Below are 20,103 nucleotides of genomic sequence, written 5' to 3'. Positions count from 1 at the left end.
CAATTCCATTTTTATACGCAGTAAAACGGATTATCGTAGTGATTTAATCTAAATTTAAATGAAATCACAGAGTTTTTTTTGCGGTGCCGGAGAAAAAAGGTTTTGACGCTTATAGGTAAATTTTTGTATGTTTGTTACCTTGTCTAATTAATTTGTGCTTTGCAGTTAGTGCAGCAAATGAGGTTTCCCGATGTCCAGCTTATACGACCACTCTCTGGTAAAAGAAAACTGCGGTTTTGGATTGATTGCCAATATTGAAGGCGAAGCCAGCCACAAGGTGGTGCGTACCGCAATTCTTGGGCTGTCACGCATGCAGCATCGCGGTGCGATTTTATCGGATGGCAAAACAGGTGATGGTTGTGGCCTGTTACTGCAAATGCCGAAAAAATTCTTTCAGGCTGTTGCCGAAGAAGAAGGAATTACGCTGGCCAAAAACTTTGCCGTAGGGATGATTTTCTTTCCCCGAGATGAGGCTTTGCTAGAAGAATATAAAGCAATAATTGAGGAAGAACTGACCCGTGAAACGCTGAATATTTCATTCTGGCGGCCTGTTCCCACCAATCCGAAAATGCTTGGTTCCATTGCTCTGGCGGATATGCCTTATATTCAGCAGGTGTTTGTTAATGCGCCTGCCGGCTGGCTGCCGCGTGATTTGGAACGGCGGCTGTTTATGACCCGCCGGCGTGTTGAAAAACGGATTAATCATCGTGATTTTTATATTTGCAGCTTATCCAATCAGACGATGATTTATAAAGGGCTGTGTATGCCCAAGGATTTGCCGCGGTTTTATCCTGATCTGGCTGATTTGCGCATGCAAAGTGCTATTTGTCTGTTTCACCAGCGCTTTTCAACCAATACATTGCCACGCTGGCAGCTGGCTCAGCCATTCCGTTATCTGGCACATAATGGTGAAATTAATACTATTTCAGGGAATCGTGCCTGGGCGCGCGCACGCTCGTATAAATACCATACACCGCTGATTCCCGATTTGCAGACTGCTGCGCCGTTTGTAAATGAAACCGGTTCGGATTCCAGCTCTCTGGACAATATGCTGGAGCTGTTTGTGAATGGAGGTATGGATTTGTTCCGGGCTATGCGTCTGCTGGTACCGCCGGCATGGCAGCACAATCCGGATATGGATGAGGATTTGCGTGCATTTTACGATTTTAATTCCATGCATATGGAACCATGGGACGGTCCGGCCGGTATTGTACTGAGTGACGGCCGCTATGCGGCCTGTACGCTGGACAGAAATGGTTTACGGCCGGCGCGCTATGTTATTACTCAGGATAAACTGATTACGATTGCTTCTGAAGTAGGTATCTGGGATTACGCACCGGATGAAGTACTGGAAAAAGGCCGTGTCGGACCGGGTGAGTTGCTGGTGATTGATACGCGTGAAGGCCGGCTGATGCATTCAGCGGATATCAATACTGAGCTGAAAACCCGGCATCCGTATAAAGAATGGCTGGATAAAAATGTATTATCGCTGATTCCGTTTGAAAAACTACCGGATGAAGAGGCCGGTACCTCCAGTTTGTCAGCAGACCAGTTGCTGGTTTACCAGAAACTGTTCGGTTATGACATGGAAGAGTTGGAAAATGTGGTGCGGATACTGGGAGAAAACGGACAGGAACCGGTAGGATCAATGGGTGACGATACGCCATTTGCGGTGTTGTCACAACGGCCGCGGGTACTGTACGACTATTTCCGTCAGTATTTTGCTCAGGTAACCAATCCGCCGATTGATCCTTTGCGCGAAAAACATGTGATGAGCCTGAATACTTGTATCGGGCGCGAAATGAGTGTGTTTTTTGAGGCTGAGGGAATGTCACACCGGGTGAATTTTAAATCGCCGGTATTGCTGTACTCTGATATGCAGCAGTTATTGCAGCTATCAGCTGAGCATTATCAGCATCATCATCTGGATGCTGTCTATAACCCGAACGAAACCAGTTTGCAGGAAGCGCTGGTACATTTATGCGATGAAGCTGTGGCTGCTGTCAGAAACGGTGCTGTTCTGCTGGTGATATCAGACCGCAATGTCAGCCGGAATGCTATTGCTATTCCTGCTGTTTTCAGTGTCGGTGCCATTCAGCAGCGTCTGGTTGAAACCAATTTGCGCTGTGATGCCAATATTATTGTTGAAACTGCCTCGGCACGTAATCCGCACCATTTTGCGGTACTGATTGGTCTGGGTGCCACGGCAGTGTATCCGTATCTGGCGTATGAAAGTCTGGCCAGAATGGTTAGCATTGGTGCAATTACCAAACCATTACGGCAGGTAATGCTGAATTTCCGCAATGGTATTAATAAGGGACTGTATAAAATCATCTCCAAAATGGGTATTTCAACGATTTCTTCCTATCGTTGTGCCTGTTTGTTCGAAGCAGTGGGCTTTCATCACGAAGTGATGCAGTTATGTTTTAAGAATATGATTAACCGGATTGAAGGTGCAACATTTGCCCAGCTGGATGATGAGCTCAGATGGCTTCACAAGCGGGCATGGCAGAAAAGCCGCGGACTGGAAATCGGCGGTTATCTGAAATACAAGCCGCAGGGTGAGTATCATGCCTATAATCCTGAGGTGGTGAATACATTGCAGGCGGCCATAAATACCGGAGACTATAGCCGTTACCGTCGCTATGCAGATGCAGTTAACCACCGTCCGCCTGCTATGTTGCGAGATTTGCTGCGTCTGAAAACTGATAATGCAACGCCGGTTAAGCTGGAACAGGTAGAAGCCGCAGAAAATCTGTATAAGCGCTTTGACAGTGCGGCAATGTCTATCGGTGCACTGAGTCCGGAAGCGCATGAAGCGCTGGCTACTGCGATGAATCGTCTGGGTGGTTTCTCCAATTCAGGAGAAGGGGGCGAAGATCCGAACCGTTATGGTACTGAACGGGTATCACGGATTAAACAGGTGGCTTCCGGCCGTTTTGGTGTAACACCGGCTTATCTGATGAGTGCAGATGTTATTCAGATTAAAGTGGCACAGGGTGCCAAGCCGGGTGAAGGTGGTCAGTTACCCGGGGATAAAGTGACTCCGTACATTGCTCAGCTGCGCTTTGCCGTACCCGGGTCTACGCTGATTTCGCCGCCACCGCATCATGATATTTATTCAATTGAAGATTTGGCACAGCTGATTTTTGACTTGAAACAGATTAATCCGCGTGCGCTGATTTCAGTTAAGCTGGTGTCTTTACCGGGGGTGGGTACGATTGCTACCGGTGTGGCTAAGGCATATGCCGATCTGATTACTATTTCCGGCTATGACGGCGGTACCGGTGCCAGTCCGATAACCAGTGTGAAATACGCCGGCAGCCCGTGGGAGCTGGGTCTGGCTGAAACTCAGCAGGCTCTGGTAGAAAATAATCTGCGCCACAAAGTGCGCTTACAGGTCGACGGTGGTCTGAAAACCGGGCTGGATATTGTGAAGGCAGCTATTCTGGGGGCTGAAAGTTTTGGTTTTGGTACCGGACCGATGATTGCACTGGGCTGCCGCTATCTGCGCATTTGCCATCTGAATAACTGCGCTACCGGTGTAGCGACACAGGATGATACTCTGCGCCATGAACATTTCCACGGCCTGCCTGAGAAAGCAATGAATTATTTCAAATTCATCGCACAGGATGTACGCGAAATTATGGCGCAGCTCGGTGTAACTCAGTTAACGGATTTAATCGGCCGTACTGAGTTACTGGAAATTGTTTCCGGAATTACGCCTAAACAAGGTACGCTGGATTTGAGCAAGCTGCTGTATTCCCCGAAAGTACCGGATGGCAGCTCACGCTACTGTACCCAGACTAATCCTCCGTTTGATCCGGGACGCCTTAACCGTACCATCATGGAGGATATTGGCGGTGCGATACAAAGCGGTGAGGATGTTGAATTAAATTATGATATTAATAATACCGACCGTTCAGTAGGTGCCTCATTATCCGGCCGGATTGCGGAAACTTACGGTAATCGCGGTCACGTGCCTCAGCGTTTTGATATTTATCTGACCGGAACAGCCGGACAAAGTTTTGGCGTATGGCTGGCCGGAACGGTAAATTTATATCTCACCGGGGATGCCAACGATTATGTGGGTAAAGGTATGGCCGGCGGCAAAATTGTGATTCATCCGCACGGCGGCACAGCTTTCCGTCCTGAGGACACGACTATTATCGGCAATACCTGTCTGTATGGTGCTACCGGTGGCAAGCTTTTTGCTTCCGGTAAGGCCGGAGAGCGTTTTGCTGTGCGCAATTCCGGCGCTACGGTGGTCGTAGAAGGCATTGGTGACAATGGCTGTGAATATATGACTGGTGGTGTGGTATGCGTACTCGGTAAAACCGGAATTAATTTTGGTGCCGGTATGACCGGTGGCTTTGCCTATGTACTGGATGTAGACGGCTGCTTTAAACAGCGGATCAATCCGGAGCTGGTGGAAGGGCTGGATATCAGTGAATTAACTATGCATCAGGAAAATCTGCGCGGGTTAATTGCCGAGCATGTAGAGAATACCCACAGTCCGTTAGGGGAGCGCATTCTGGCAGAATGGGATAATTATGTCAGCCGTTTTGTGCTGGTTAAACCGAAAGCCAATGATGTTGATGCGTTACTGGGACATAAGCCGCGTACAGTTACAGAACTGCGTGCAGTGACCCAGTAAGCCCGCCGGATAATGCAGAAATAATTAGAAATATTGCAAGGAACACCAGATGAGTCAACGCGAAAATGTTTATCAGTTTATTGATGTGCCGCGTGTCGATCCCCCGAAAGAACCGCTGACTGTACGTCGGCATGAGTTTGCGGAAATTTATCAGCCGTTTACTACTGCACAGGCTATTGCGCAGGCAGACCGCTGTCTGGCCTGTGGTAATCCGTACTGTCAGAATAAATGTCCTTTACACAATAATATTCCCAACTGGCTGCGACTGGCCAATGAAGGAAGAATTATCGAAGCAGTTGAACTGGCACACTCTACCAACAGTCTGCCGGAAGTCTGCGGACGGGTTTGCCCGCAAGACCGCTTGTGTGAAGGTGATTGCACGCTGAATGCTGAATTCGGAGCGGTTACGATTGGAGCCATTGAAAAATACATTACTGAACAGGCTTTTGCACAGGGATGGCATCCTGATATCAGTAAGGTGGAAAAAGTAGGCAAAAAAGTGGCGGTAGTCGGTGCCGGTCCGGCCGGGCTGGGCTGTGCCGATGTACTGATTCGCAATGGTGTGGATGTTACGATCTACGAACGGGCGACAGAAATCGGCGGTTTACTGACTTTCGGTATTCCGGCTTTTAAACTGGAAAAAGAAGTGATGATGCGCCGCCGTCATGTACTGACTGATATGGGTATTGAGTTCAGACTGGGGGTAACAGTAGGTGAAGATGTTACCCTGCAAGAACTGGAACAGCAGTATGATGCGGTATTTCTGGGTGTAGGTACTTATCAGGGGCTGCGTGCAGGTATTGAAAATGAAGATGCCGCTGGTGTTTATCTGGCATTACCTTATTTAATCGGCAATACCGAACATTTGCTGAATATTCCCAGTAAAGATTATGTTTCTATGGCCGATAAACGCGTAGTGGTTCTTGGCGGTGGTGATACTGCCATGGATTGTGTGCGTACAGCTTTACGTCAGCAGGCAAAAGAGGTTATCTGTGCCTATCGCCGCGATGCGGCCAATATGCCCGGATCAAAAAAAGAATTCAATAATGCGCGTGAAGAAGGTGTTCAGTTCAAATTCAATGTGCAGCCACAGGCAGTAGTGACTGATGCTGATGGTACAGTAAGCGGTATTCAGGTAGTAAAAACCATAATGGGCGCGCCGGATGAACGCGGGCGCCGGCGTGCTGAAATTGTTGCCGGCAGTGAAGAAGTGATTGCCTGCGATGCGGTGATTGTGGCGTTTGGTTTTGCTCCGCACAGTATGCCTTGGTTAAACAGTGTTGGTGTTACTGTGGATGAACGCGGCCGGATTCAGACCTGTGGTGAATATAAACAGCAGACAGCCAACCCCAGAATTTTTGCCGGTGGTGATATTACCCGTGGTTCTGATCTGGTGGTTACTGCTATTGCCGAGGGTCGTGATGCGGCGCAAAGTATTATGGATTATCTTGAAGTTTAGAAACTTTGTTATCTGAATCAAACAGCTTGCTGCCATATTTCTGGCAGCAGGCTGTTTGTTTGTTCTGATACCGCATATTAGTGTTGTGCCAGTATCTGAACTGCCGCACGTTTACCCCAGTAGCAGGCTTCTTCAAAAATCGAATAACCGGATAAATCACTGTGTGCAAACTGTAAGCGACCGGTATAAGTACGCAGTGACTGTAAACCCTGATTGGACAGATAGCCCGGTTGCGGTACAGCCATGGCATGGCCACGTAAACTTAAACGCGCCTGCAACATACGCCGGCGTAGTTTAACTCCATAGATTTGCTCGAGTTCTGCGGCCGCACACTGATAAATTTCATCGGTTGATGCAGACAGCATCCAGCGGCGCACATTAGCAGGGGTATCATGATTCAGTGCAGTATAGGCGGTAAATGAGGTATAGGCTGGTGGCCCCTGCCGGATTTGCTGGTGGGTTGCCACCACATAACCCAGTCCTTTTCCCTGATAGAGGATATTATCCCAGGCGAGTTTGCTGCCCTTGCGTTCTGCCGGAAAACCACGCAGCAGAAAGTTCGCCACAATCCATGGTGCATATTGCGGCATATGGATATCCGGTTTGAATCCGTACTGCTGAATATCTTTAACCACATGGGCTGCAATATAAAGTGGCATGGCACATATAGCATGCTGTGCCTCAAGCCAATAATATTGTTGCTGCTCTGTACAGATAAGCAGGCGAACACCCTGATTATGCTCCTCAATTGAAACAACAAAGGCATTGATACTATATGGCTGAGTGCGTGACAAACTAATATTCGCCAGACTGGTTGCCGGATGCAGGCGGCAGAATGTGCGTATCCGTTGTGACAGTTCATTCAAACCATCAGGCCATGTCATTATTGTGCCATGCTCATTTTGCTGATTACCGCGCGCACAAAAATAGTGCAAACCTGCCCAGGCACTGATTTGTCTGATACCTTGTCCGTAATCATCACGGCAGCAATAGTCCAGATACCATAAAAATGTCGGCGAACGATAGTTTTGCTGCTCAAGCCAGTCAGCAAATGTTATTTTTTCCAGACGGCGCCATTGGCTATCCATGCTGGCTAAATCAAGCGGAATAGTGAATAAACGCTTACCATCCGTACCACGCTGATTACTGAGTCTGTGTATAAACTGAAAAAAGCGTTTACTGTCGGCATCTGTATGCGGCAGTAAATCGTTCTGCCATTGCTGCTGATAAAACAGACGCTCATTAGGTACTTGAAGTAAAGCCCGTTCATCATAGACACCATGCTGACAGAGCTGTAAATCACTAAGTAGTTCGCGAATATGTTCTGATTCAGGCGAAGGCAGGGGCAGATAATGGGCTCCGGTCGGATAGTTTACGCCAAACTGCTGTTCGCCGCGGTTATTGCCATTGCGTTCAGCCCCGTCAAGTAAAATATAATCCTGCATGCCTTGTCTGGATAATTGCCACGCCGCAGCCAGAGCTGCCGCCCCGCTGCCGACAATCACAGTATTCACACTGAATCCGGGTATCTCTGCCGGGACATTTATACGGGCATCACGAATAGCATGGCCGGTTGCCTTACCGGGAAAATCTATACTGACTGGCGGTTGCCCGGGTCTGAAATAGCGCCATGCCTCATAGCCGGTTAGACCTACCATACTGGCACCGAGCACATGGCTGAGAAAACGGCGACGACTGATTTTCATTTCTGCTATTCCTTTAGCGCATGACAGCGCGCCAGTCAGCCTCAAAATACTCTACCAGCTTTTGTGTATTCAGATGATTGGGTTCAACAGAGCGGCGTTGCATATCTTTCGGAAAAATAAACATTTCTTTTGTACTATCGGCATCCAGATAGCGTGTTGGTACCTGATAATGATCAGGAATCAGAAATTCACCGCTCTGATTTGCTATTACATAACCCCATTCACCGAATGACGGAACATAAACATGGTAAGGCAGAGTCTTTAAGCCGGCCGTTTCCAGCGTGTTCACAATACACCAGAACGCATTCGGGGCAAAATAAGGTGAAGTGGACTGCACTACGATATTGCCCAGCGGATTTAGATGCTGTGCAACCATCCGGTACATCGGAACTGAATACAGCTTGCCCAGAGAAAAATTAGACGGGTCGGGAAAATCGATAATGATTGCATCAAATTTCTGCTGATTGTGTTCCAGCCACTGTGCCGCATCCGCATTGATAATATGCATTTTCGGATTATTCAGTGAATTCTGGTTTAGCTGGCGCAAATGAGTAGAGTTACGGAATACTTTAGTCATGCTGGCATCCAGATCGACCAGAGTAACCTGCTTAACCTGAGGGTATTTCAGTACTTCACGAGCAGCCAGTCCGTCACCGCCGCCCAGTATCAGAACACTGGCAGTCTGAGGATTCTGTTCCATTACAGGCAAGACCAGTGCTTCGTGATAACGGGCTTCATCTATTGAAGAAAATTGTAAATTGCCGTTGATAAATAAACGGGTATCATTATGCCATTTTGTAATGACCAGACGCTGGTAAGGAGAGGCTGTGCTGTATACGACCGGATCGCCGAAATAATGCTGTTCTGCCTTATCGGTAATTTTATTGGCATAGCAGAAAAGAAGAATCAGAATAAGCAGAACTACATTACCGCGCAGATACAGGCTGCGGTAGCGGCGTAAGTTTCTTTTAAATAATCGCGCAGTTAATAATGCAACAATCGTATTCAGAATACCGAACAGCAGAGCACTTCTGGCCATACCGAGTTTGGGTGCCAGAATCAAAGGAAAGAGCAGGGAAACAGCCAGTGCACCCAGATAATCAAAAGTCAGCACCCGGCTAACGACTTCTTTAAATTCAACTTCCCGCAAATTGAGTACCCGCATGACCAGTGGCAGTTCCATTCCGGTAACAATACCAATGGTCAGCACCATTCCGTACAGTATCGAACGAAAAGGTGTCTCAGAGAAACCAAACAGAACAAACAGCAGCAGCGCAGAAATACCGCCAACGATACCCACCAGAATTTCGATATCAATAAAACGGCTTAATGCATCTTTGTCCCTGATATAGCGTGTCATATGTGCACCGATACCCATCGCAAACATGTACACGCCAATAATTGAAGAAAACTGAAGTATCGAATCACCAAGCAGATAACTGGCCAGAGCAGCAATAATCAGTTCATATGCCAGACCGCAGCTGGCTACCACAAATACCGATACAATTAAAGCAGGATTCACCATTTATCCTTTTATTCATTTTGTCTGCTTCAGGCACAGGCTGCTGTGAGGCATCCTGTCTGACTAAACTGTATATACTGATAAGGCAGCAGTTATATTCAGATGTTAAATTTCTGCATAATAAAGTAAATTCAACACTATACAAAATAATTATTATACGGTATGTTTAACATCAGAAATAATCGGGATAATAAATAATGACAATTCCTTTATTGCAATATCTCCAATATTTAAAATATTTTGCGGTGGCGCTATCCATGCTAATCGCATTTGCTTTGTTATATATGCGTATTACTCCTATAGCTGAGCTGAAATTAATTAAACAGGGGAATATTGCCTGTGCTGTTTCACTGAGCGGCTCAATGATTGGTTTTTGCATCACTCTGACTTCCAGTATGCTGCAATCAGTTAATCTGGTCAGTTTTATTATCTGGGGCATAGCAGCCATGATTATTCAGATTCTGGTGTATTTGATTGCTACATTGCTGATACCTAAAGCTAATCAGGAACTGGTAAATAATAATATTGCAGTCGGGATTCTGTTTTTTGGTTTGTCTGTGGCTATCGGTATTCTCAATGCTGCAGCATTAAGTTAAAAATTAACTTTATTTAAACTGGATACGAACAATGGTAATGAATTCAATTTTTGGCAGTAATGGTCTGGGTGGCTTCATTAAGAAACAATTTATTGACGTTATCCAGTGGGAAAATCCTGAACCGGATGTGTTAATGTGGCGGTTTCCCTTACAGGATCAGGAAATTCAAAATGGCGCTGCTCTGGTGGTGCGTGAAGCACAGTCTGCTCTTTTTGTGGATGAAGGTCAGATTGCAGATCAGTTTGGTACAGGAACATTTACCCTTAATACCCAGAATCTGCCTTTACTCACCAATCTGAAAAACTGGAGTAAATTATTTCAGTCTCCATTTAAATCGGATGTGTATTTTTTCAATCTGCGTCAGCAATTATCCAGACGCTGGGGAACTGCACAGCCGGTTACCATTCGCGACAGTGATTTTGGTGCCATCGCTGTACGCTCGTTTGGCATGTACACTTTCCGCATTGCCCAGCCGGCAGTTTTCTTTCGTGAAGTAAGCGGTGTCTGTGAAGAATACCGAACTGAAACATTGGAAGAGCAGCTGCGTAATCTAGTTATTACTCAGATGGCCACTGCTTTTGGCAATTCTTCTATTCCTTTTCTGGATATGGCTGCTAACCAGCTAATGCTGTCACAGCAAATGATAACATTACTGAAACCAGCTTTTGCAGAGCTCGGACTGGAGCTGGAAAAGTTTACTGTGGAAAGCATTACTCTGCCGGAAAATCTGCAAAAGCGTCTCGATGAGCGTATCGGCATGGGTATTGTCGGGGATATAGCACGTTACACCCAGTATCAGACTGCACAGGCCATTCCGCTGGCAGCGGAGAATGAAGGCGGTATTGCCGGAATTGGTGCCGGACTGGCTGCCGGTATGAATATAGCCACTGTGATGACTTCCGGTCTGACCGGAACGGTGGCTGCACAGACTGCACCGGCCGGTAGTACTGAAAACGGAACTTCAGATTTAACTGCCCGGCTCGCGCAACTGAAAACATTGCTGGAGCAAAACCTGATTAGTCAGAATGATTATGATACTGCCAAGGCTGAGATTATCAAAAAAATCACCGGTTAATTCGCAGTATGAATAGTTCATCCTCTTATCTGCTGCACACAAGCTGTCCCAGCTGCGGGGCTGAAATCGGAATCCGTTCAGCGACCGCTGTCACTGCGGTTTGCGGCTATTGTCATTCTGTTTTATTAGTTAATCAGAATAAACTGCTTCAGTCAGGGCGCCATTCTGCAGTATTGAATGATTTATCTCCGCTGCAAATCGGTACTACCGGTAAGTGGCAGGGTAAATCATTTATTCTGATCGGGCGTATACAAGTACATTATGAAGCAGGTTTATGGAATGAGTGGCATGCACTGTTAGAAGATGGCAGCAGTGCATGGCTGTCTGAAACTAATGACCGTTTTGCTTTCACCCGTTTGCAGCCGCCATCTGCCGGTGAGGAAAAATTACCCGAATTCAGTAGTCTGAAAGTCGGTAAAACATTTTTTAAGTATCAGTCACGTTGGTATGCTGTAGCTGATATTCACAAAACCAGCCGGGGTCAGTATGTGGCTGAAGGTGAGTTACCTGTATCGCTGCCAAATTCTGAAACAGCACTGGTAGCTGATTGCCGTAATGGTTTGTCATTTATTACGTTGGATTACTCATCCGGTCAGCAACAGCCTGAAGTATTTGCAGGCCGGGGAGTGAGCCTGAAATCACTGAAACTGCAAAACACTCGCAGAAAAGAACAGATACGCAGCCAGGCCGGTTATGTAAAAGGCAGTACTAAAAGAGGTAAATGCCCGAGTTGCGGCGGTGAAATTCTCTGGGTAAGCGGGGTAACCGATTACGTACTATGCCAGTATTGCCACGGTCAGATGGATATGAGTGAAGACGCGGCATTACAGAAAAACATCAGTGAGAAGCGTGAATGGTATGAGCGTCAGTTAACCATTAAAATTGGCAGTAAAGCACGTATCAACAATGAAGACTGGTGGGTACTGGGTGCAATGATACTGGTGGAATTACCAGTACAGATAGCTTTTCCGGATGTACCTTTGTATGTTCAGGTTATGCGTGAAGAGACAGAGGAAGAAGACAGTCTTGGCTGGACTGAATATCTGCTTTACTCACCCAGAAAAGGCTTTTTATGGCTGCTGGAGCTGGAAAATAATCAATGGGCAATGGCTTCAACACTGGACGATTGGCCTATTTTAAACGGACCATTGCAACCTCTCGATTTAAAAAGAGAAGATATTCCGTTTTTATATGATTATGCTGCCCATGTAATGTATGCTGCCGGTGCATTTTACTGGCAGGTTGCTCCGGGCGACAGAATGTATTATATCGATTATGGTTGTAAGGCGCATAAACTGTCTACAACGCTCACGGACAACGAACAATCATGGTCTGTGGTCAGCACCATCCCTGCTTCTCTGGTGGCTGCATGGTTTCAAAATGATAAAAATATCAGTATTAAAGCAAAACCCCTTGAGCGGGATAAAGCTGTTGAAATTGTGCGTGAACATCAAGGCATTAAAGCAAAAGATTTTAATGCCGACAATATCAGAAAATGGTCCCGGCAAACCTTTATAAATTCTCTGTTTAATATTTATAACCCTAATTTCTGGATAGCTTTATTTGTTGTTTTAAATTTACCAGTAATTTTTATAATATTGGTCGGCGGACCGGCTGATTATGACTATGGAATTGATGCGGTACTAGTGTTTATACTTGCTTTTAGTTTACTGTCGACTGTGCCCAAATTAAAAACTCGTCAATTAAATAAAACCAGAAAATATAATATTTATATTGCTGCAATACTATTAATTGCATTTACATGGATGGATTATGCCGCGCATGAAACAGATACAAACTCTTCGGGCGGGCATTATTATAGTAGCAGCGGGCGATGGCACAAATAAAACAGCTTAGTCATAGTGTAGGGCAGCACTGTTTACTGGATGTTTATCAAACAAACGGTAACTGGTTGCAGGATGCTGTTGCCATCGAAGAATTATTGCGTCAGGCTGCGCAGGCAGCACAGGCGCATATTCTTACCAGTTATTTTCATACTTTCGGCGGCAACGGTGGTGTTACGGGTGTATTGTTATTGGCTGAATCACATATCAGTATCCATACATGGCCTGAACATCACTATGCTGCCATTGATATATTTATGTGCGGACAGTTACTGACTGAAGCTGCTGTGGCAAAATTACAAAAATTATTACCGGATGCACAGATGCAGATTCGCTGGTTAGCACGCGAATATTTGCCAAAAGGATAAAATTTTTTCTGAACTGAAATCAGGGTAATAATAATCAAAACATACTTTTCAATTTCCGAAACGATGCCTGCAGAAATTCCGAGCATATTGAATAAATATTTGCTGTAAAAAAGAATACAGATTACTTGTACTTGTATTTGTAAGTCCTGATGACTTCTGTGCACCATGTGCAATAACTATACAGAGCAGAATAATCAATTGCGCATATACAAAAAATCAGACCAACATCTGCGCATTGGTCTGATTAAGAAGTGTAGCTTATCTGAGACTGAGTACCGGAATATCAGCCGTAATTACTTCCAGTAACGCCACCATGGAATGGTATTGTGATCCTGCCATGGTTTCTGTAAATACGGGCTGTTCGGGAAATTCTGTGCCAGTACACGTTTGGTATCATCACTGAGTTTCTGCTCGCCCAGATTTGCATATGCTGAAACCATGATTGCCAGAGCTTCTTCAACATTTGGCGTGTTCTGAAATTGAGAAATGACAGTCTGTGCCCGTCCTACCGCAGCAAGCCATGCACCGCGCTTCATATAATAGCGTGCCACGGAGAGTTCATTACCACCCAGTGCATCCAGCAGTTTCTGCATTTTGGCACGGGCGTCGTCAGCATATTTGCTCTGTGGAAAATACTGTACGAGCAGAGCAAAAGTAGCATAAGCTTCACGGTTTGCTTTAGGATCGCGGTCAGACCAGTCCTGTTTTGCCAGTTTGCTGACAAATGATTTGTCTTCATTGAGCTGAATCAGCGCTTTCAAATATAGCGCATAATCCATATTCGGATGTTGCGGATAAAGACGCTGGAACTGTTCAATAGCAACCAGTGCCTTATCGTTCTCATCATCCTTATAATAAGCATAAGCCGTATCCAGCTGAGCCTGTTCGGCATAAGAACCATAAGGAAAACGTGCCTGCAGAATTTCGTATAATTTCTCTGCATGAGTATAATTACGGTGCATCAGCTCATCATGTGCTTCATTGTACAGACGCTGAACTGACCAGTCCTGGGTAATCTGGGAATCTTTATCTACCGTACTTGTGCTGGCACAGGCACTCAGTAACAGGCCTAAGGCCACCGCCAAAAACAAATTTTTCATGAAAGACACTTCTTTGTTAGAGAATGATGACGATTATAACGATGATTTGCCATTTACGGCAGATGATAGTACACAAAGTTATAAAAATTGGACAGTACCTAATGAACTGGCCGGCCTGCGTCTGGATGCCGCACTGGCAAAACTGGCACCGGAATTTTCCCGCAGCCGGCTGACTGCGTGGATAAAAGACGACCATGTCACAGTCAATGGCAGCGTAGTCCCGCCCAAGTATAAACTGATTGGCGGCGAAGCCATACAGGCTGCCATCCAGCAGGATGAAAGTCAGCTGGCTTTCATACCGCAGGCTATGTCACTGGATATTATATATGAAGATGATAGTGTACTGGTACTGAATAAACCGGCCGGGCTGGTTGTACATCCTGCAGCAGGAAACTGGCAGGGCACATTACTCAATGGTCTGCTCGCGTATTGCCCGGCACTGACACAAGTACCACGAGCCGGTATCGTGCACCGTCTGGATAAAGATACCAGCGGATTAATGGTTGTTGCCAAAACCATAGTCGCACAAACTCATCTGGTTCGTCAGTTACAGGCACGGACAGTCAAACGTACCTATCGTGCTGTTGCTGACGGGGTAGTGCCGTTTGACGGTAAAATTGAAACACTGATCGGACGTGATCCGCATAATCGTACCCGTATGGCTGTTGTCCCTTTTGGCGGCAAAGAGGCCATTACGCATGTAAAAGTACTCGAACGTTATGCTGATTTCAGCTATATCGAATGTCAGCTGGAAACCGGCCGTACTCATCAGATTCGCGTGCATATGAAAGCTGCCGGACATCCGCTTGCCGGAGATGCTCTTTATGGTAATCCGCGCCATCACGCCACAACAGAAGTCAGAGACGCTGTTAAAATGCTGGCACGTCAGGCACTGCATGCCTACCGGCTGAGTTTTATTCATCCGCAAACTCAGGAGAACATGCAATTTGAAGCTCCGTTACCGGCTGATATTTATCATTTACTGTCTGTACTGCGTTTACAGGCTGGCATGGACTCTTCCATTAAAACCGAAGACCAATGGCAGCAGCGGCTGAGTGCGGAAGCATCTGAAGATGAAGACTGGGACGACGATGATTATGATGTGGATGTTATTTATGTACGCGAATAGGACAGAGGAATGAATCAGTGGGACATGAATCGGGCACTCGGTCTGAATCAGAATAAAAATGTCTTTTTTAATGCACAATGGCCGGCACCAGCCAGTGTGCATACCTTGTTTACAACACGTCAGGGCGGTGTGAGCCAGCCACCGTTCAGTTCATTGAATGTCGGAGCACATGTCGGTGATAACGCAGATGCCGTGCAGCATAATCGTGCATTAGTACAACAACAGGTAGCAAAACCTCTGGCTTATCTGAATCAGGTGCACAGCGCAGATGTTATTAATGCTGTGTCTGCGTTAACTGCGTTGCAGTCAGGTACACCGGCCAATGCTGATGCAAGCTTTTGTCACCGCGGCGAATCGGCAGCCTGTGCGATTATGACAGCCGATTGTTTGCCGGTATTATTGTGTGACCGTGCCGGAACTGTTGTTGCTGCTGCACATGCCGGCTGGCGCGGACTGGCAAACGGAGTATTGCAGAATACTGTAGAGGCTATGCAGGTTAACCCTCTGGAAATATTAGCTTACCTTGGTCCTGCAATCGGGCCGGAAGCTTTTGAAGTCGGCGCTGAGGTATGGGAGGTGTTTTGTCTGAAACAGCCAAAGGCACAGACTGCATTTACAGATATTGGTAATAAGCACTATCTGGCTGATATTTATGCTCTGGCACGGCTGGCTCTTGCAGATGCCGGCGTGCATCAGGTATATGGTGGAACGGAATGTACTGTATTGCAGCGTGAGCGTTATTTTTCTTATCGTCGTGACGGGAAAACCGGACGTATGCTTAGTGCAATCTGGCTCGAATAAAACCGCAATGGATTAAATTGCTTACAAATTGAATTCATTTTTTAGCCAGAGCATCAATGTTTTTTAGAAAAGAATCAACTTAAAAATAAATCGTTGATGTTTCTGCCGAAAAATTTAATCCGGTCATGCATGCTAATAAAGTGGTAAGTATCTAATAATAATGCTTAAATAATATTGTAGGTATATACTTTGTTAAATTAACTATATAAAACTGATTTAGAAGTTGATAATTATCGTGATATAATTCAACTAGTTATAACAATCAATAAATTATGTAAAATAATTGTTTCTTAACCAGCATTATAAACAGGGGATAAAACATGGGTAATTTCTTAAAAAAACTTTTTGGCAGCAAAGAGAAAAATACTGATCAGCATACAACAGAGCTTTCCGAGCCAGAGCTTACCATTGCACGCGCAAATAACGAGATACAATTACGCACGCAGATAGCAATAGATACTTGGGGTCTTGATACTGCTGAATGGAGTGCAGACCTTGATACCGGTACGATTACTTTTGTCAGTCATGAAAAAAAACTGATGGTAACTGCCCCAGTACAAATAGTTGGTACATACAATACTGAAGACAATACCTGGTTATGGGGATGGGATCATCCGTCAGTCAGTGAATCGCTCAGTGTAGCTGCACAAAAAGTACGAGATTTTGGTACAGAATATAATCTGGAAGCACTCACCACTCGCAAACTTGAGATTTCTATGGATGATGCATGGGGATTTGCTGCACTTGCGTGTTACCTCAGCGGCGGTGAAGGCTGCTATACCGGTTCGGCAGACACAACGAAAATATTCATGGTCTATGGTACGGTAACAATAAGTAATAAAGACTAACTAGCAAACTATTATCGAAGTAATCAGTAAGATTAGATGTGCATTACTTTGCGGATATGACATTGAAATTTCCATAAATAAGCGCTTTAACAGAGGAGCACGGCTTTTATGTGCTGATAGGTATATACTAATATCTGCAAATAAATTAATTTAAAATCCAAATAATAATTAACACTTAATTTAAATTTTAAATTACATTTAACCATTTACTCTTAATATTTTTAATCATTCACTATTAGATATTTATGGTATTTAATATTGTATAATCAAATACTTTAAAATTTACCAAATATATTGAAATTAAATTGATTCAAATGACATTAACAATTAACAAAAAATCTTATTGTTTATTGTTATATATTTACATATAATGCCAAGTTTATAAGATTTTCAACAGATATATGAAATTTTCAATATCTGACTGGCATGCTGTTAGTCCTTTTCATCATACGCCGGAAGACTGGCAAAAATGGGTTGCTCAGCGCAGAAATGTAGGTGGTTTACCGGTTAAAGATGTGGATTTATCTTTTTTGCCGGCAATGAAAAGACGCCGCTTAAGCTCTGCTGCTCGTTTGATGTTTGCTGCGTCATGGCCGCTGCTGCAAGAGGATGCTTCCTGTCCGGTAGTTTTTGTTTCTCATGATGGTGAGATCAACCGCAGTTTTCAATTGTGGAAAAGCCTGATACAGCAAGAAGAGTTATCACCCACTTCGTTTGCCTTATCAGTACATAATGCCATTATCGGACAATGGTCGCTGATGCGGGGTGATATGAGCGAAAGTATTGCGCTGACTGCCAGATACAATGGTTTGGAAATCGGAGTTACTGAGGCTGTAGGTCTGCTGGAAGAGGGGGCATCACAGGTTTTGGTAGTCGTAGTAGAAGAACCTCTGGCTGAGGAATATAACGTAGCTGCTGTACGTGCTCCGTTTCCGCTGGCACTGGGGTTAATTATTACCAGAGGTGAACAGGTAAGCCTGACTTATTCAACAGCAGATACTGGCAACGAATTATTATCTGGTGAACTGAATTATTACAGTAGTGCACTGGAATGGATTACACAGCAGATTACAGCGCAACCGGTGCGTCATCAATCTGCGGAGCAAGGTATCTGGCAGTGGCAAATTGGTTAACGGATTGGTGTAACTGGCTGTGGCGCTGGTGTGCAACAGCAATGGGTTTTGTAATTTTTGGTGTATTCGGGCTGCTGTTTAAAATAATTCTGTGGCCTTATACCTTACCTGCTGCAAGAAAAAATGCAGGCAGCCAGATAAAGGCGCGACGGCTGGTTGCATCTGTCTGGGCGTTATTTATCCGTTATCTGAGTATCACAGGAGTTATTGCTGTCCGCTATCATGGTTTTGAACGTTTGGGTCGCCCCGGGCAACTGATTTTAGTGAATCATCCTTCATTACTGGATGTTGTGTTTATGCTGGCCAAAGTACCGGTGCTCAACTGTATTGTTAAGAAGGATTTGTTGCATAATCCGGTAATGAAAAACTCGATACTTGCCTGTGGATTTTTACCGAATGATGAATCCTTACAGGTTATTGAGGATGCGGATGCAATACTGCGCAGCGGGCAGAGTATGCTGATTTTTCCTGAAGGCACACGTACCGGATGGGATAATAAAATTTGTTTTAATCGTGGTGCTGTGTCTATCGGATTACGCAGTGCCAGCGTAATTACTCCGGTCGTGATTGTCATGAATCCGCCGGCACTGAAAAAAAACCAACCCTGGTATCAGATACCAAAACAGAAAATTCATTATGATTTTTATGTTGGTGATGATATCGATCCACAGCAGTGGTTACAACACAAACCTTTGCCAATTGCGGCAAGACAACTTAACCAGCAGTTGCAGGAATATTTCCAGCAGGAATGCAGTAGAAGAAAGTAGTAAATGAGCGATTTAGTTATTCAGATTAAAGAATTAATTATTGACAGTTTAGGGCTGGAAGATATCACAACAGATGATATAGGTGATGATATGGCCTTATTCGGGGATGATGGTCTAGGACTGGATTCAGTAGATGCTCTGGAGTTAGGTCTGGCCATTCAGAAAAAATTTGGTTTGCAAATGGAAAGTGACAGCAGCCAGCTGCGCGAGTATTTTTTTAGTGTTAATACATTAGCAAATTACATCCAAAGCAAACGTTAAAGATAACCTGTTTTTATTTTAAAAGGGAAACCTGTGTATGACTGAACAGGAAATTTATGCCATTCTGGCAAATGCACTGGAAAATCTGTTTGAAATTGCTCCAGAGCGAATCAAGCCGGAAGCCGATTTATTTGCAGATTTAGAAATTGACAGTATTGATGCTATTGATCTGATTGATTATATCAAGCGCCAGACTGGACACAAATTACAGGCAGAGGATTTTCGCAATGTGCGTACGGTAGCTGATGTGATTCAGGCAGTCATGAACAAGGCCAAACAGGCCGAGAATGCCTAAATTATATCCGGTAATTAATACTGTACTCGTTCTGGTCAGTATCCTTTACCCGTTTATCTGGTATTTTGGTCAAAAATACACCGGTGTTATTCCGGTTGCAGTATTAATGGCGCTGATCTGGCTGTTACGGGCATTACTTAATCGTCAGCCATTACAAAAGCTGTTGTCATGTGCAGTAATGTTACTGTTTATCGTTTTAGCATGGCTGCATTCAGCTAAAGCCATGTACTGGTATCCGGTAATGGTAAGTGCGCTGCTTTTGCTGGTATTTGGTGCAAGTCTGTATAGCCGGCAGTCTTTAATTGAGCGTCTTGCCCGCTTACAGCGTCCTGATCTGCCTGCTTCAGGTGTACGCTATACCAGACGTATTACTCAGATATGGTGCGGTTTTTTTTGTGTGAATATCATAATTACCGCTGGTTTGATTACCGGTGAATACTGGCACGCATGGACTGTATATACAGGGCTGATTTCTTATCTGCTGATGGGAATACTGTTTGGCGGAGAGTTTCTGTATCGGCGGTTAATATTAAAAATATAAA

At 45.0% G+C, this 20,103-nt stretch carries 17 protein-coding genes; 14 read left to right on the top strand and 3 right to left on the bottom strand.

The annotated features are described in order from the left end of the window. Positions 1-190: 190 nt before the first annotated feature. Both gltB and H3T75_RS08970 read left to right on the top strand, forming a co-directional pair. On the top strand, positions 191-4,657 hold the full coding sequence (gene gltB / locus H3T75_RS08975; protein WP_198211544.1) for a glutamate synthase large subunit: 4,467 nt from the start codon (positions 191-193) through the stop codon (positions 4,655-4,657). Between the two features lie 49 nt (positions 4,658-4,706). Next, positions 4,707-6,116, top strand: coding sequence for an FAD-dependent oxidoreductase (locus H3T75_RS08970; RefSeq protein WP_198211543.1), 1,410 nt, complete (start codon positions 4,707-4,709; stop codon positions 6,114-6,116). Positions 6,117-6,193: 77 nt separating this feature from the next. Here the strand turns inward: H3T75_RS08970 and H3T75_RS08965 are convergent, their stop codons facing one another. Together H3T75_RS08965 and H3T75_RS08960 are read right to left on the bottom strand one after the other, a co-directional pair. After that, complete coding sequence (locus H3T75_RS08965; protein WP_198211542.1) at positions 6,194-7,822, bottom strand: FAD-dependent oxidoreductase; 1,629 nt, start codon at positions 7,820-7,822, stop codon at positions 6,194-6,196. 13 nt (positions 7,823-7,835) lie between these two features. Further along, complete coding sequence (locus H3T75_RS08960; protein WP_198211541.1) at positions 7,836-9,347, bottom strand: polyamine aminopropyltransferase; 1,512 nt, start codon at positions 9,345-9,347, stop codon at positions 7,836-7,838. 194 nt (positions 9,348-9,541) lie between these two features. On the opposite strand from H3T75_RS08960, the gene H3T75_RS08955 reads away from it, so the two are divergent. From H3T75_RS08955 to speD, 4 genes are read left to right on the top strand one after another with little or no spacing between them, the layout of a single operon-like run. Then, complete coding sequence (locus H3T75_RS08955; RefSeq protein WP_037391781.1) at positions 9,542-9,940, top strand: DUF350 domain-containing protein; 399 nt, start codon at positions 9,542-9,544, stop codon at positions 9,938-9,940. Between the two features lie 31 nt (positions 9,941-9,971). After that, positions 9,972-11,015, top strand: a complete 1,044-nt coding sequence (locus tag H3T75_RS08950; RefSeq protein ID WP_370570086.1) for an SPFH domain-containing protein — start codon at positions 9,972-9,974, stop codon at positions 11,013-11,015. Between the two features lie 8 nt (positions 11,016-11,023). Then, positions 11,024-12,862, top strand: a complete 1,839-nt coding sequence (locus H3T75_RS08945) for a DUF4178 domain-containing protein (protein WP_198211540.1) — start codon at positions 11,024-11,026, stop codon at positions 12,860-12,862. Next, the gene (speD, locus tag H3T75_RS08940) at positions 12,850-13,227 is read left to right on the top strand and encodes an adenosylmethionine decarboxylase (protein WP_110413904.1); all 378 of its coding nucleotides are present in this window, start codon (positions 12,850-12,852) and stop codon (positions 13,225-13,227) included. Before H3T75_RS08945 ends, speD begins: the two co-directional genes overlap by 13 nt. A gap of 293 nt (positions 13,228-13,520) precedes the next feature. Here the strand turns inward: speD and H3T75_RS08935 are convergent, their stop codons facing one another. Further along, the gene (locus tag H3T75_RS08935; RefSeq protein ID WP_037391728.1) at positions 13,521-14,327 is read right to left on the bottom strand and encodes an outer membrane protein assembly factor BamD; all 807 of its coding nucleotides are present in this window, start codon (positions 14,325-14,327) and stop codon (positions 13,521-13,523) included. Here H3T75_RS08935 and rluD point away from each other — a divergent pair. The 8 genes from rluD to H3T75_RS08895 all read left to right on the top strand — a co-directional run bounded on the left by rluD (position 14,326) and on the right by H3T75_RS08895 (position 20,102). Then, entirely contained in the window at positions 14,326-15,456 is a 1,131-nt protein-coding gene (rluD, locus tag H3T75_RS08930) for a 23S rRNA pseudouridine(1911/1915/1917) synthase RluD (RefSeq protein ID WP_198211539.1), read from the top strand. The genes H3T75_RS08935 and rluD overlap by 2 nt on opposite strands. Positions 15,457-15,465: 9 nt before the next feature. Next, positions 15,466-16,257: a peptidoglycan editing factor PgeF gene (gene pgeF / locus H3T75_RS08925; protein WP_198211538.1), complete on the top strand. Its 792-nt coding sequence runs from the start codon at positions 15,466-15,468 to the stop codon at positions 16,255-16,257. 320 nt (positions 16,258-16,577) lie between these two features. Beyond that, positions 16,578-17,105 carry a DUF6882 domain-containing protein gene (locus tag H3T75_RS08920; RefSeq protein WP_174829805.1) on the top strand — a complete coding sequence of 176 codons (528 nt, stop codon included), beginning with the start codon at positions 16,578-16,580 and terminating at the stop codon, positions 17,103-17,105. A gap of 401 nt (positions 17,106-17,506) precedes the next feature. Then, positions 17,507-18,238, top strand: a complete 732-nt coding sequence (locus H3T75_RS08915; RefSeq protein WP_037392580.1) for a beta-ketoacyl synthase chain length factor — start codon at positions 17,507-17,509, stop codon at positions 18,236-18,238. 41 nt (positions 18,239-18,279) lie between these two features. Beyond that, positions 18,280-19,005, top strand: a complete 726-nt coding sequence (locus tag H3T75_RS08910; RefSeq protein WP_232335809.1) for a 1-acyl-sn-glycerol-3-phosphate acyltransferase — start codon at positions 18,280-18,282, stop codon at positions 19,003-19,005. Between the two features lie 3 nt (positions 19,006-19,008). Beyond that, positions 19,009-19,266, top strand: a complete 258-nt coding sequence (locus tag H3T75_RS08905) for a phosphopantetheine-binding protein (RefSeq protein WP_037392583.1) — start codon at positions 19,009-19,011, stop codon at positions 19,264-19,266. 37 nt (positions 19,267-19,303) lie between these two features. Beyond that, positions 19,304-19,561: an acyl carrier protein gene (locus H3T75_RS08900; RefSeq protein WP_025330056.1), complete on the top strand. Its 258-nt coding sequence runs from the start codon at positions 19,304-19,306 to the stop codon at positions 19,559-19,561. Continuing rightward, positions 19,554-20,102, top strand: coding sequence for a membrane protein (locus tag H3T75_RS08895; RefSeq protein WP_041879327.1), 549 nt, complete (start codon positions 19,554-19,556; stop codon positions 20,100-20,102). The genes H3T75_RS08900 and H3T75_RS08895 overlap by 8 nt, the downstream gene beginning before the upstream one ends. The last annotated feature ends 1 nt before the right edge of the window (position 20,103 follow it).

The organism is Snodgrassella sp. W8135, from assembly GCF_016101225.1.
Classification (GTDB): Bacteria; Pseudomonadota; Gammaproteobacteria; order Burkholderiales; family Neisseriaceae; genus Snodgrassella; species Snodgrassella alvi.
The sequence above is the reverse complement of the archived record's forward strand: the minus strand, read 5'-3'. Positions and strand labels throughout refer to the sequence as shown.